Annotated in this window: 11 protein-coding genes; 4 read left to right on the top strand and 7 right to left on the bottom strand. The window is 39.2% G+C overall.

Annotated features, from left to right (window positions below; all coding sequences use genetic code 11):
- Positions 1–703 precede the first annotated feature (703 nt).
- Positions 704–1102: a thiol-disulfide oxidoreductase DCC family protein gene (locus Rain11_RS03460; RefSeq protein WP_101357943.1), complete on the top strand. Its 399-nt coding sequence runs from the start codon at positions 704–706 to the stop codon at positions 1100–1102.
- Positions 1103–1143: 41 nt separating this feature from the next.
- Here Rain11_RS03460 and Rain11_RS03465 read toward each other — a convergent pair whose 3' ends face one another.
- The 5 genes from Rain11_RS03465 to Rain11_RS03490 form a co-directional block, all read right to left on the bottom strand.
- Complete coding sequence (locus Rain11_RS03465) at positions 1144–1575, bottom strand: hypothetical protein (RefSeq protein ID WP_133121486.1); 432 nt, start codon at positions 1573–1575, stop codon at positions 1144–1146.
- Positions 1576–1713: 138 nt separating this feature from the next.
- Positions 1714–4281, bottom strand: coding sequence for a choice-of-anchor D domain-containing protein (locus Rain11_RS03470; protein WP_165778065.1), 2568 nt, complete (start codon positions 4279–4281; stop codon positions 1714–1716).
- 1072 nt (positions 4282–5353) lie between these two features.
- The gene (locus Rain11_RS03480) at positions 5354–5632 is read right to left on the bottom strand and encodes a DNA-directed RNA polymerase subunit omega (protein WP_243390539.1); all 279 of its coding nucleotides are present in this window, start codon (positions 5630–5632) and stop codon (positions 5354–5356) included.
- A gap of 254 nt (positions 5633–5886) precedes the next feature.
- On the bottom strand, positions 5887–6708 hold the full coding sequence (locus Rain11_RS03485; RefSeq protein ID WP_133121487.1) for an outer membrane protein assembly factor BamD: 822 nt from the start codon (positions 6706–6708) through the stop codon (positions 5887–5889).
- Between the two features lie 44 nt (positions 6709–6752).
- Positions 6753–7121 (bottom strand): T9SS type A sorting domain-containing protein, encoded by a 369-nt coding sequence (locus Rain11_RS03490; protein ID WP_101357949.1) that lies wholly within the window; start codon positions 7119–7121, stop codon positions 6753–6755.
- Positions 7122–7541: 420 nt separating this feature from the next.
- Between Rain11_RS03490 and Rain11_RS03495 the strand changes: the two genes are divergently transcribed.
- Together Rain11_RS03495 and Rain11_RS03500 are read left to right on the top strand one after the other, a co-directional pair.
- Positions 7542–9479, top strand: a complete 1938-nt coding sequence (locus tag Rain11_RS03495; protein WP_101357950.1) for a gliding motility-associated C-terminal domain-containing protein — start codon at positions 7542–7544, stop codon at positions 9477–9479.
- Positions 9480–9619: 140 nt separating this feature from the next.
- Entirely contained in the window at positions 9620–10051 is a 432-nt protein-coding gene (locus Rain11_RS03500) for a DUF2061 domain-containing protein (protein WP_101357951.1), read from the top strand.
- A 17-nt stretch (positions 10052–10068) separates the two neighbouring features.
- Here the strand turns inward: Rain11_RS03500 and Rain11_RS03505 are convergent, their stop codons facing one another.
- Together Rain11_RS03505 and alaS are read right to left on the bottom strand one after the other, a co-directional pair.
- Complete coding sequence (locus Rain11_RS03505) at positions 10069–10728, bottom strand: peroxiredoxin (RefSeq protein WP_101357952.1); 660 nt, start codon at positions 10726–10728, stop codon at positions 10069–10071.
- A 93-nt stretch (positions 10729–10821) separates the two neighbouring features.
- Positions 10822–13494 carry an alanine--tRNA ligase gene (alaS, locus tag Rain11_RS03510; RefSeq protein ID WP_101357953.1) on the bottom strand — a complete coding sequence of 891 codons (2673 nt, stop codon included), beginning with the start codon at positions 13492–13494 and terminating at the stop codon, positions 10822–10824.
- Positions 13495–13633: 139 nt separating this feature from the next.
- Between alaS and cyoE the strand changes: the two genes are divergently transcribed.
- Positions 13634–14521, top strand: a complete 888-nt coding sequence (cyoE, locus tag Rain11_RS03515; protein WP_101357954.1) for a heme o synthase — start codon at positions 13634–13636, stop codon at positions 14519–14521.
- Positions 14522–14781 lie beyond the last annotated feature (260 nt).

Genomic DNA, 14781 nt, shown 5'->3' on the forward strand with positions numbered 1-14781 from the left:
TTTTTTATTTACTATTCGTAAAAAAACAAGAAAAAAACGTGATTGATAGATTGGATTAAAACACCACCCCCAACCCCTCCTCAGTGAGGAGGGGAGGTGTCATCTCCCCTCCTTTTCAAGGAGGGGATTAAGGGGTGGTTTATCAAGAAGTATAATTCCAAAGTGTTTTGCAAATGTACAAACCCTTAAAAGTGCATATGAATCACGTTGAAATATGCAACAATGTACTATCTTTACAAACGTGATTGATAGATTGGATTAAAACACCACCCCCAACCCCTCCTCAGTGAGGAGGGGAGGTGTCATCTCCCCTCCTTTTCAAGGAGGGGATTAAGGGGTGGTTTATCAAGAAGTATAATTCCAAAGTGTTTTGCAAATGTACAAACCCTTAAAAGTGCATATGAATCACGTTGAAATATGCAACAATGTACTATCTTTACAAACGTGATTGATAGATTGGATTAAAACACCACCCCCAACCCCTCCTCAGTGAGGAGGGGAGGTGTCATCTCCCCTCCTTTTCAAGGAGGGGATTAAGGGGTGGTTTATCAAGAAGTATAATTCCAAAGTATTTTGCAAATGTACAAACCCTTACAAAGTGCATATGAATCACGTTGAAATATGCAACAATGTACTATCTTTACATAAGATTTCCCTAAAAGATTCTTTTAATCCTAAACAACTTCCAAATTGTTTGTCTGTAATGCGAAATCCGATTGTACTTTTTGATGGTATTTGTAACCTTTGTGAGGGTTCGGTGAAGTTTCTTATCCGAAATGATAAAAAAGATGTATTTCGTTTTGCTTCTTTGCAATCGGAGACAGGGCAAAAACTTTTGAAAAAGTTTCATTTACCCACACAAAATTATGATTCTTTCGTGCTGATAATAGACGAAAAGATATATTTACGCTCTTCGGCGGCACTGAAAGTTTGCAGTTTTTTAGGTGGATTTTGGCGATTATGGGGGGTTTTTTGGCTTCTGCCCAAACCTTTACGAGATGCTGTGTATGATTTTGTTGCAAGAAATCGTTACAAGTGGTTTGGTAAAAAAAATGAATGTATGCTCCCAACTACTGAAATAAGAAAAAAATTTTTGGAATAAAAAAGGTCGGTACAACCACCGACCTTCCTTTTTTACATTATTTACACTAACTCCAAGAGTAGTAAAACTAAACCTATAATTGTGAAAATAACGCCCAGTGGCCAGAACACAAGCAACAATATAATACCGATAATGATGAGAATTAAACCAACAATGCCCAGCTTACCCAAGCCCAATTTGCTTACCTCGCTCTGATTGCTTTGTTTTAGATTCTTTTTGATTCTTTCACCCTTTACAGCTTTACTGGTAGTAAGAGGGGCATTAGAAATTTCTATGGAGGCAGTTTTCTCTAAGGGTTTTACGGTGCTTACTGAATTGCTAGCGCTAGCTTTTCCGGAGCTTACTTTTTCTGAAGATAGATTTTCAGCTGTCATTGCGTCCATACGAGCCGCACCCTCAATGTTTTGGGCTATTGTTTTTCCTACGAACAAAAACATTAGCAAAATAGCGAAAAGGAAATGGCTTTTTCTCATAAGAAATCAAGTTTTATGGTTTAACATTGTTGCAAAACTAATGTTTCTCTGCTTTTTTCCAAATTTTATTGAAAAAACTTTTCCTACCCAAAAACAAAATCCTGAAAGAGCTTCTTTCAGGATTTTGGTAGAAATTGCTTACTGCTTTATGAGTTTCCGTGCCACTCGCTCTCCGTTAGTTTCTATGAGCAATATGTAAGTACCTTTTTCAAGCCTGCTCAAATCCACGTCCATTGAGCCATTGAATTGAGGTACTTGATAAGTTTGTACCGCTCTACCCGAAACATCGTACACCACAGCACTGATATTATTGTAAATAGGATTGTTGATTTTTACATTAAAGATGCCATTGCTTGGATTAGGGCTGATTTGCAGTTCGGCATCGTTCAAATCCAGAGCAGATACTACCCCACCCGCCGATACCAAGAAGCGGAAAGTAGGAGCATTGGCTGCATTAGAACGAATAATTACGGTATCAATTTTCGCTCCATTGGCAGGATTGAAACTTACGTTGAAGTTTGCAGTACCTCCATTAGCCGCCACTGATGAGGGAGCCCCTGAAACCGAGAAAGAAGAGCCATTTGGCGTAGTAATGCTATTGATACCAAGATTCTCGTTTCCGTTGTTTGTGATAGTAAAGGTAGAAGTAAGATTATTGCCTACTCCCAAGAATGTACCATCACTTGCCATAGTGAGCGTTTTGTTGTTAGGTATATTATTACCCAAGCCCGAAACAGCAATAGTAGGAGCAGTAGCCACGCCCCCTACACGGAAAGTATAAGGATTTTTACCCGGTACATTGTTGTTGATAGTGATGGTGCTGCTGAATGTACCAAAAGTAGAAGGCTGGAAGCGTACAACAAAATTGGAGCTACCTGATACAATAGGTGAGCTGGGAGGCGATTGTATGATAAAATTAGCATTAGAAGAAGTTACAGAGGTAATATTGAGCGGCTGAGTACCCGGGTTAGTAATAGTGAAAGTTCTATCTACAAATGGCGTAGAGGCTACCGAAATGGTACCAAAATCTGTATTATTGGCGACTGAAAGTACCACACTACCATTAGGAATAAGGATACTATTACCATATACTTCAATATCAGGAGGTACGATAATGCTGACTTCATCTATTCCAATATCATGAACGGTAGAGCTATAATCAGAGGTGGCACGGAAGCGAATAACCGTTGTAGGAGAACTACTTGTAATGGTAGCCGTTACAAGTGTCCACTGTGTTTGTACCCCTAATGGATTAGCAGGAGTTGTAGTCAGGGGCGTGAAGGAAAAACCGCCATCTGTTGAAATCAACACTGCTAAGTTGTCAACTCCACCCGGATTGATATAATAGAAAGATAAAACCTTGTTAAGAGTTGTAGAACTTAGATTTATGTAAAGATCTAATAGCCCATTTGAGCCAGAGGGAGCCCAATAAGAGCAGAAGCGAGCAGAGCGAGAAGTACCATTTGCACCTGTGGGATTTGAACCATAAGGACTAGATGGAACTGAATTCCAACCGCTTAATGTAGTCGTAGTGTTATCTTGCCTCCATGATTGGTTACCCTGACTTGGTGTATTTACCCAAGATGCATCAGGTCTATCCTGTCCAGCAGGAGCCACAACACAAGCAGAGCTTTGCCAAGTAGCCTCAAAGTTTTGAGAGTAAGGCAGGGTTGCATAAGTAGGTGCCCCCGTAGGAGTTACTGCTGATGTAGTAGTAGAAGGAGTAGTTTGTGAGGAATTGGTACAAGTTACCAAGCAACGAAACACTGCACTTACAGCAGGCATTGAAGTGGTTGAGCTGGCAGAAGTAGCTCCAGCGATGTTGTTCCAAGTTGTTCCCCCATCAGTGCTGTATTGCCATTGGTACGCAATATTAAGAGCCACTACGGGGGGAACACTCAAAGTAATAGGCGAACCCACGCAAGCAGAGGTTGGGGATACGGAAGCAGTTTGCGTGGGAGGTGTTCCTGAACAAGGAGTAGGAACCGACCAAATGTAAGTGAGACCTGAACTGGGAAGCACAGTTGTTGATAATGTCATCGTAGCCCCATTGGTTGTCCCTGCAGCACTTGACGCCCAGTTGGTGGTAGTAGTTCTATTATTGAAATCGGTATTACTATTGCCTCTCAAACCAACCTGAACAGTTCTACTGGTTGCATTTTTAACAAAATTTCCATATACAATTCTTATTTCATTAGTGGTTTCAAATAACCTGATTTGAAAGTCAAAATCATCACCAGCTCCGGAGCCTGTAGAACTATATGAAGCGAAATCAGTCCACTGAATTACCAATACTCTATTTGGTGCTGTGCCAATGGTTTCATATCGTATTTCGCCCGTTGCAGTGCCCTGTAAATCTCTATTCAATGCGGCTATTACATTATTAGAAGCTCCAGTTGAAATAGCTGTATAGGAATTGGAAACTGTTGCCCCCATAGCTATAAAACCATTAGCATTTAGAGAAAAATTGGTATAATTAGTTCCATTATAATTAAAAGTAAAACCTATTGGTTGATTATTGTAATTATTATCATCCACTATTGTACCTGTACCTAACACAGTACCCCCCGTTATTGGGGTATAAGTCCCTGTGGCTTGGGAAAAAATATAAGTAGAACTCACCTGCCCCCAGCTTACCGAAGCGGTAAGCAGTAAAAGCCACGTCCAAAAGTAGTTTTTCCAACTTGTAAAGTATTTGTGTCGCATAATCATAGAGTTTTTATGTGTGAAACCAAAACAATGCAGAAGTTTTTTACTAAATGCCAAAGCTAAAATATTTTTCTAAAAAGAGCAAAAAAAAACAAAGAAATTTTTGCTTTGATGTGTAATATTTTTGTAAGGTGGTCAAAATCAGAGATTTTTAACCTCACCCCCTGCCCCTCTCCAAAGGAGAGGGGAAATACCGCACCCCAAACCCCTCTCCAAAGGAGAGGGGGAGGAACTCACCTTATAAAGAGCAAAAAAACAAAGAAATTTTTGCTTTGATGTGTAATATTTTTGTAAGGTATTCAAAATCAGAGGTTTTTAACCTCACCCCCTGCCCCTCTCCAAAGGAGAGGGGAAATACCGCACCCCAAACCCCTCTCCAAAGGAGAGGGGGAGGAACTCACCTTATAAAGAGCAAAAAAACAAAGAAATTTTTGCTTTGATGTGTAATATTTTTGTAAGGTATTCAAAATCAGAGGTTTTTAACCTCACCCCCTGCCCCTCTCCAAAGGAGAGGGGAAATACCGCACCCCAAACCCCTCTCCAAAGGAGAGGGGGAGGAACTCACCTTATAAAGAGCAAAAAAACAAAGAAATTTTTGCTTTGATGTGTAATATTTTTGTAAGGTATTCAAAATCAGAGGTTTTTAACCTCACCCCTGCCCCTCTCCAAAGGAGAGGGGAAATACCTCACCCCAAACTCCTCTCCAAAGGAGAGGGGGGGAGAAACTCACCTTATCAAGAGCAAAAAAACAAAGAAATTTTTGCTTTGCTGTGTAATATTTTTGTAAGGTGTTCAAAATCAGAGGTTTTAACCTCACCCCCTGCCCCTCTCCAAAGGAGAGGGGAAATACCTCACCCCAAACCCCTCTCCAAAGGAGAGGAGGGAGAGAAACTCACCTTATAAAGAAGGTAAAAAAGATTTAAGAACTAAAAACTCAAAAATCCAATCAAAAACATTCGTGCATTCGTGGCTTTTTTTAATCTTAACTGCTCCTGCCCTTGTAAGTCCCCAAAAATACAAAAAACCTGTAAGAAAATCTTACAGGTTCTAACAAGTTATTTTGAAAATTTTAATTTTCTATCTCTTCGGGATATTTCCAAGCGAGCTTATCTTCCAGAAATTCCTCCGTAGCAATGGTAGTAGGTTTGGGCATTTTTTCATAGAATTTGGAAATTTCTATCTGCTCTCTATTTTCAAAAACTTCCTCTAAATTATCAATAGGCGAGGAGAAATCGTTGAGTTTGGCAGTAAGCTCTTCTTTGGTTTTGGCGGCAATCTGCTTTGCCCTTTGTGCAATAATATACACCGACTCATACACATTACCCGTTTTTTGGGTTATCTCACGCATATCACGTGTAATCAGCGAAGCCGAAATATTGCTTGGTAGAGGCTTTTTTTCGCTTTTTTCTACAACTTGATTTTTCGCAACACCGTTGCTTTTGCTTTTTAGTTTCATATGTTTTTTGAGTTAATGTTTTTTACCTCACCCCCTGCCCCTCTCCAAAGGAGAGGGGAAATACCTCACCCCAAACCCCTCTCCAAAGGAGAGGGGGAAAACCCCAGCCCTCTCTTTTGGAGAAGGGGGAATAGAGGTATTTTGAGTTAATTTTGCTGTTGGTTATCAATTTTATTCAATTCAGCCATTTGGCGAGTTGCCAAAGCAGAAATATCTTGAATCTCTTTCAAATACTTGCTTTGAGGGAATTTGTCCTTGTATTCATCACAAAGCTCTAAGGTTTCTTGCAATCGTTCTTTTTGCTTACTAAAAATACTTTCACGAGCTAAATTGTAAGCACATTCAATGCGTTTGTATAAAATTTCCTCCATATATGCCGAATCGGGAAAATCTTTCTGAAAATTAGTCATTGCCTTGATAGCGGCTTTGTAATTGCTGTTTTTGTAATACAAAAGAGCCTGCTCGTAAGCCTTTTTTTCCAATTTGCTACGCAATTCTTCAATGATTTTGTTTGCCTCTTCGGTTTTAGAGCTTTGCGGATACGTATTTAGGTATCTCTGAATAGACTGAATCGCCTCCAAAGTAGGCTTCTGGTCTAACTCACTTTCAGGCGATTGGCTGTAGAGCGAAAAAGCGTGCATATACAAACACTCTTCAGCCCATTCGCTACGCGGATAGGTTTCGTAAAAACGTTTGAAAGTATAAGATGCCATTTCGTACTCTTTATTCTTGAAATAAGCCTGAGCCATCAGATATTGAGCCTTTTCATATTCTTTCTTACCTCTTAATAAAGGTTCGGTTTCTTCAAGTAAAATCAGAGCTTTGTCGTAAGATTTTTTTTCGTAGTATTCAATAGCGGCATTGTACTTTTCTATTGGGTCTTTGCTTTTACGAATTTTATTGAATTTGCTACAAGCTCCCAACAAACCTGCTGATAAAATCAGCAAAGTAACCAAAAATTTTTTCATAGAAATTTCGCTAAATAAAAATTCGTGCAAAGATAGAAACTTTTTTAATGACTAACAAGTAATTTTTTGGTAGCCACGTTTTTGCCCTCCAAAACAAGGCTGTATAGATACATACCTGTTTTGAGTTCGGCGGTAGAAATGCTCAAACGATTATTTTCAGCGGAAAGACGATAGGAAGCTACTTCATTGCCTAAAACATCATAGAGAACAATGCGAGCTTCTACATTCTGAAAAAGCTGATACTGAAAAGTTACACTCTCATTGGCAGGATACGGATAAGGTAAAGAAACACTTATCTGATGATTTTCAAAGAGCTTACCTGTTTGCGGAGGGGTAATTTCTACAACCTTGCTCGCACAAGCTAACAATACGTTCAAAACAAAAAATAAAACAATAGGAATAACTTTTTTCATAGTACAAAAGTTTATTTTGCAATCTTACAAATTTTATGCAAACTTTTCAAATCTTAAACGCTTTTTTTACAAAAATTATTGGGGTTTTCTATAAAAAATCTTACATTTGTTGGTGAAAGTTTTACTTTTTTGGGGAGTGCAGTTGTTTAGAATTAAAAACACCACCCCCAACCCCTCCTCGTTGAGGAGGGGAGTTTTAGCTCCTAAAAATCAAAATTTTAGGAGTATGTAATCTCCCCTCCTTTCCAAAGAGGGAATTAAGGGGCGGTTTATCAGGTATAATAAAAGAATATTTTGATTTTGAACGACAAATTCGGAAATCTTTTTTTAATCCTAAACAACCTCGTATAAAAGCAAGAAACGGAAAACAAGACTTTTCAAGCAAGTAAAAATTATTAACTCTTTGGATTAGCATTTTCTATGAAAAAAATTTATACCATACTACTCATTTGCTTTTCTTTTGTGCAAATCAATTTTGCCACTCATATTGTAGGCGGTGATGTGCAAATGCAGTATTTAGGCTCGGGCAATCGTTACCGATTTATTGTTAATTTATATTTTGATGAAATCAATGGTAACCAAGAAGCCGAAGATGCCAATGTGATTTTAGGGATTTACAGGCGTCGTAATAATACATTGGTGCAAAGTTTCACCTTACCCAAAACTTCACAGACGCAAGTGCAATACCAAAATGATGCTTGTCAAAGCCAATTTTTGCGAACTCGCCTGATACGCTACAGCCTTGATGTGGATTTATCGCCTACGAACTACAACGACGACCAAGGCTACTATGCCATTTGGGAACGTTGTTGCCGAAACAACGTCATCAGTAATATAGCCAACCCCGGAGCGGCAGGTAGCGTGTTTTATTTATGGTTTCCTGCTATCAACATTGGTGGCTCTGCTTTTCGCAATAACTCTCCTGCGTTTAGCATACCCAATGGCGATTATTTATGTTTAGGACAAGATTTTGTTACAACCAACTTTTCAGCTACCGATGCCGATGGCGACCAGCTCGTCTATTCAATGGTTACCCCCTTCAATGGCTATTCCAGCAGTAGCAGTCCGAATCCTTTTGCTTCGGGAGTGCCATCTTCCTATGGCTTTCCACCACCTACTATCAATTGGCTTCCAGGATTTTCGGCTAGCAATGCCATTACCAGCAGTGTAGGTATGCCATTAAGCATTGATAGCAACAATGGCACTTTGAGTGTCAATCCGAACCGAACAGGGCTTTTTGTGTTTGCAATTCGTTGCGAAGAATTCAGAGGAGGTGTAAAAATAGGCGAAAGTCGCCGAGAGTTTCAGTTTTTGGTGCGTGAATGTAGAACTAACTCGCCCCCTACGGTATCTTTACCTTTGCCCAATAACCCTTCTCAAAACTACGTAGAAGGCGATACGCTCACCATTGATGCCAGCAATGATGCCAATTTGTGCTTTAATTTCAAAATTACTGATAGCCCCAACGAAAATATCAGCAAAATTACAGCCCGCAAAATTAGCGGTAATTTTAACTTCCGTAGCAATCCTTTCAAGGTAACCACTACACGAACCAATGGACAAGGGGTCGCTTTTGTAGAGTTTTGTTGGATAAAGTGCCTTTACAGCCGAAATGCTGACGATATTTTTGTGTTTGAAGTCATTGTACAAGATGATGCTTGCCCACGCCCTGGTGCCGATACGCTTCGTGTAAAACTTCGTGTATTGCCGAAAAATAATGCCCCACCTATCCTAAACATTTTGCAAAGCACCCCAAATGTCAATATTGCCCAAAAAATAATTCGGGTTCAGGTAGGAGAACTGATTGAAATAGTTTTTCAAGGAACTGATGCCAATAATGACGAACTCGTTTTAGAAATGCTTATCAATGGTGATACTACCAATATTTTGGGTTTTACTTTGTTAGATAGCATACGCCGCAATGGTTATTTAGTTTCAAAATTCCGTTGGCAACCCGACTGCCGAACCATTAGCCAAAATGGTGAAGTACAAAATTATGATATTGATTTTATTTTGCGAGAAAAAAACAACGAATGCGATGAAAGCAATACCAAAGTTTCTTTTAAGCTCATTTTAGAAGATAAACCCGTGGATTTGAGCGAATTTCTGCCCGCCAATATTTTTACCCCCAACGGCGATGGCATCAATGATGAATATTTCTTGCATAATTTGCCCGAAGAAAATTGCTTTTACCGCTTTGCTTCTATCAAAATCTACAACCGATGGGGCAAAATGGTTTTTGAGTCTTCTGACAAAAATTTCCGTTGGAATGGCGAAAACCTACCATCAGGCGTATATTTTTACCTCATTGACTACCAAAATACCACCTACAAAGGTACGCTGACGATAATGTATTAAATTTGGAGACAGGAAACAGGAAACAAGAAGCAAGACACAAGAAGCAAGAAGCAAGAAGCAAGAAACAAGAAACAAGAAGCAAGAAGCAGGAGAATAGAGAAATTCAAAATTTCGCTATCTTTGAAGCCAATTTTTGAGCAATGCGTAGAAGTTTAGCAAAAGCAATCAGTTGGCGAATTACGGGTTCGGTAGATACCTTTGTAGTAGGTTGGCTTTTTACCCAAAATATTCCTACGGCTACGGCGATAAGTGTTATTGAGTTTGCCAGTAAAATCCTCTTGTACTATCTGCACGAAAAAACTTGGGAAAAAATAGCTTGGGGTAAAAAGGAAAACACCGAAAGCCATACCCGAAGTTTTGTGAAGGCTTTTAGTTGGCGTATAGTAGGAACACTGGATACTATGATTATTTCGTTTTTCCTTACTAAAAAACTTATTTGGGCTCTCCAAATTGGAACGGTAGAATTCTTTTCCAAAATCTTTTTGTACTACTTGCACGAAAGAATTTGGCAATACCTGAGCTACAAAAGACTAAAATCGCAAAAAAAAGAAGGCTTTACTAGTAAAGTGTAAAGCCTTCGCCGTGATTCTTACTCTTTCACTACTTTTTTAGAAAGATAGAAGTCAATCACTTCGTATTCGGTATTGGCGAGGCGTTCGTTCATTTCGTCAAGAGTTTTGGGTGCAGGCACAATCACTTTGTCGCCGGGTTGCCAATTCAAAGGAATAGCTACCTTGTGCTTATCGGCAAATTGAAGGGCTTTCAAGGCACGCAAGATTTCGTCCATATTACGTCCTACGCTCAAAGGATAGTACATAATCAGACGGATTTTCTTTTCGGGGTCAATGAAGAAAACAGCTCTTACTGCGGCGGTTTCGCTTTCGTTGGGTTGCAACATTCCGTAAAGTTTGGCAACTTTCATATCCAAATCGGCAATAATAGGGAAATTGAAATATACACCTGTTTTTTCGCGTACATTATTTACCCAAGCAAGATGCGAATGGATACTATCAATGCTCAAGCCAATAAGTTCGGTATTGAGAGCATCAAACTCGGCTTTGCGTTGAGCAAATCCGCTCATTTCAGTAGTGCATACAGGCGTAAAATCCGCAGGGTGCGAAAATAAAATCACCCATTTACCTTTGGCAAATTCAGAAAATTTGATTTTTCCCATAGTGGTTACTGCCTCAAAATCAGGGGCATTATCGCCTATACGAGGCATTGCATAAACTTTTTCTTGTGCTTCCATATAAATATGTTTTTACATTTATTTATCAACAAATTTAACAGGTATTTCTGTGTTTTAGAAAATTATTTTTTCTATTGTTTTGATAGATTTTATCTATAAAGATAAGAGTTTTGGAGCTTTTTCCAGCACCTTGCTAATTCCACTACTATCGCTACCTCCTGCTGTGGCGAAGAAATTTTGCCCTCCACCACCGCCTCTAATTTCTTTGGCAAGTTCTTTGATAATTTTGGAGGCATCTAATCCCTTTTCTTGTACCAAATTTTCAGAAATCATTACAGCGATTTGCGGTTTTTCTTGAATGTTTGCCACCAAAACAGCCACCAAGTTTTCTATCTGATTTTTGAGTTCAAAGGCAATTTGTTTCATCAAATCTGCATTTGCCACCTGAATTTGAGCAACAAGCAAATGGATACTACCAATTTTTTGTAAATTTTCTTTCAAAATTCTCTGTTTTTCGGCTTGGGCTTGTGTTTGCTCGTAACTTTCAACTTTCTTTTCAAGTAGATTTTTTTGTTCATTAAGTTGCTGAACAGCTTTCAGTAAATCTTTGGGATTTTTGAGCATTTCACGAATTTGTTCCAAAAGTTTTTCTTCGTTACGCACCCAATTTTCAGCTTCCAAAGCCGTAATGGCTTCAATACGCCTTACTCCTGCCGAAATAGAACTTTCTGAAATAATCTTAAAAAATCCAATTTCCCCCGTAGCAAGCACGTGAGTGCCCCCACAAAGCTCACGAGAAAAGGTTTCATCAAAAGTAATGACACGCACAAAATCGCCGTATTTTTCACCAAAAAGAGCCGTAGCACCTAATTTTTCGGTAGCTTCTTTGAGCGGAACATTGCGGCGTTCGTCAAGAGTGATATTTTGGCGAATTTTTTCATTGACTATCCGCTCAATTTGCTCAATTTCGGCATCGGTAAGTTTAGCAAAATGCGAAAAATCAAAACGCAAGAGCTTATCGCTCACTAATGAACCTTTTTGCTGTACGTGATTGCCCAAAACTTTACGCAAAGCGGCGTGAAGCAAATGCGTAGCCGAATGATTTTTACGAGTAAGCAGTCGTTTCGGTTCATCAATTTGAGCTATCACCTCTGTATTGGGGTTTTGCTCTAAAACTTGAATAAATTTTTCGCAATGTTTGTCCTCAGAGATATGAATGATAAGGTCATTTTCCTTTTTGGTATCTTGAATGAAAATTTTTTCTTGGGTGTTGGATATGGTGAAAGTCCCCGAATCGCCTATTTGCCCACCACTTTCGGCATAGAAAGGCGTTTTATCCAATACGAAATGATAAAGGGTTTTATTTTTTTCTTTTACTTTACGATAACGCAAAATTTTAGCAGTGCTTTGTGCATAATCATAGCCAATAAACTCCACATCAGCGTGATTTTGAGCAAGTATCACCCAATCTGAGGCTTCTTGGGCTTGTGCTTTGCGAGAGCGTTCTCGCTGAATTTCTAACTCTCTTTCAAAGCCTTGTGTATCAATGGAAAGCCCTTTTTCTTTGGCAATCAGAGCTGTTAAATCCACAGGAAAGCCGTAAGTATCGTAAAGCTCAAAAACGAGTTTTCCCTCTAAAACCTTTCCTTCTTTCAAATTTTCATTTTTGGCAAGTGCCTGCGAAAGGGTTTGCAAGCCGTTTTCCAAAGTTCGCAAGAATGATTTTTCTTCCTCTAAAATCACATTTTGTACAAATTTTTCTTGGGCTTTGAGTTCAGGGAACACGTTTTCAAATTGAGAAGCTAAAAGCGGTACAATTTCATTAAAGAAAGGTTCTTTGAAACCCAAATACGAATACCCATAACGCACCGCCCTACGCAAAATACGGCGAATCACATAGCCCGCACCCGTAGCGGCAGGCAATTGCCCATCGGCAATGGTAAAGGCTACGGCTCGGATATGGTCGGCAATTACACGCAAAGCCACATCTGTTTCTTTGCTTTTGCCATAAGTGGTATGAGCCTTTTGAGCTACAAAAGAGATGATAGGCTGAAAAATATCGGTATCGTAATTTGATTTTTTGCCCTGAATAGCCATACAAAGCCGTTCAAAGCCCATACCTGTATCTACGTGTTTGGCAGGCAAAGGTACAAGCGAACCATCGGCTTTGCGTTCGTATTGCATAAAAACATTGTTCCATATTTCAATGACGAGCGGATTATCTTTATTTACCAGCTCTCTGCCCGCTATTTTCTGAATTTCTGCTTCTTCCCGTAAATCAATGTGAATTTCCGTACAAGGACCACAAGGACCTACCTCGCCCATTTCCCAAAAATTATCCTTTTTGCTACCAAACAAAATTCTTTCTTCGGGCAAATATTTTTTCCAAATCTCGTAGGCTTCGGTATCTTTGGGGAGGTTTTCTTTTTCATCGCCCTCAAAAACTGTGGCGTAGAGCCTTTCTTTGGGGAGTTTGTAAACTTCGGTAAGCAACTCCCAAGACCAAGCAATGGCTTCTTCTTTGAAATAATCGCCAAAAGACCAATTACCGAGCATTTCAAATAAAGTATGATGATAGGTATCGTGTCCTACATCTTCCAAATCGTTGTGTTTGCCTGTTACACGCAGACATTTTTGCGTATCGGCAATACGAGGGGCAATAGGAGGTTTAGTACCTAAAAAAAAGTCTTTGAACTGAGCCATACCCGAATTGATAAACATCAGAGTGGGGTCATTTTTGAGTACAAGCGGAGCCGAAGGGACAATCAGATGCCCTTTATTTTTGAAAAAATCTAAAAATTGCTGGCGAATTTCGTGGGAAGTCATAAGGCGTAATAAGTCGTTTTTTGGAGGCAAAAGTAAAACTTTTAAGATTGAAAAACAAAGTAAAATTTTACAGAGAAAAGGAACAAAAAGAAGTTTTTAGAAGTTTTTTGCTATATTTGCCACAAATTTTTAAGCAGGAATGTTGAGCGTATCTACCCCGAAAACCTATAATATCAGCAAAACGAAGGCTTATTGGTTACTTTTGAAACCTCGTTTGTCGTTTTTGGTAGCTTTTTCGGCATCTTTCGGATATATTTTCGGAAAAACTCCCCCTTTTGATTGGATTGCTTTCTTGGCACTTACTTTGGGCGGTTTTTTAGTTTCAGGGGCTTCGGTAACTATCAATCAGATTTTAGAAAAGGATTTGGATAAAATAATGACCCGCACCCAAAATCGTCCTTTGCCCTTGGGTGCTTTGCAGATAAGCGAAGCTATTCGTTTTACTATATTTACACTTTTGGTAGGCATTACACTTTTAGCAACCTTTACCAATACACTTACAGCACTTTTATCACTGCTTTCTGTTTTTTTGTATGGCTTTGTCTATACGCCACTCAAACGCAAAGGCTCTTTTGCTGTTTTTGTTGGGGCAATACCTGGAGCTTTGCCTCCGCTTTTGGGCTGGACAGCGGCAACCAACCAAATTTCTTTTGAGGCTCTGATTATCTTTGCAGTGCAGTTTATTTGGCAATTTCCTCATTTTTGGGCAATTGCTTGGGTTTTAGATGAAGATTATCAGAAGGCGGGATTTCGCTTGCTCCCCTCGCGTGAAGGTAGAAGCCTCAATTCGGCTATTCAAATAATGATTTATACCCTTTTCTTAATACCAATCAGCTTGCTACCCGCTTTGTTCGGACTTACAGGTATCAAATCGGCAATTGTGGTAACGGCGGCGGGTTGCCTGTTTGCGGCTCAAAGTTTTGCCTTGATGAAAGACCAAACGCCACGTTCGGCTCTGCGAATTATGTTTGGTTCATTCTTGTATCTCCCTATCGTACAAATAGCTTATTTGCTGGATAAAGTTTAGGAAAGTTCTGTATTTTCTCATTACAAGCAAAACCACATCGTTAAGAGGAATCTTACAAAATTTCAATGGTGTGAAAATTAGATTTTTGCGTTTTTTCTTGCAAATTTTCCTTTAATTTCCTTTTTTGCTCTCAGTTTTTTTTAGCACTTTTGTACCCCTTACTCCACTAAAAACATATAAAAACTGAACGCTTTGTACCCTTTTTAGAAAAGGTGTAGGTTGTTTTTGTCAAAAACTTTATAATTCTTTTTACCGTGCTT

The organism is Raineya orbicola, from assembly GCF_002843425.1.
Lineage (GTDB): Bacteria > Bacteroidota > Bacteroidia > Cytophagales > Thermonemataceae > Raineya > Raineya orbicola.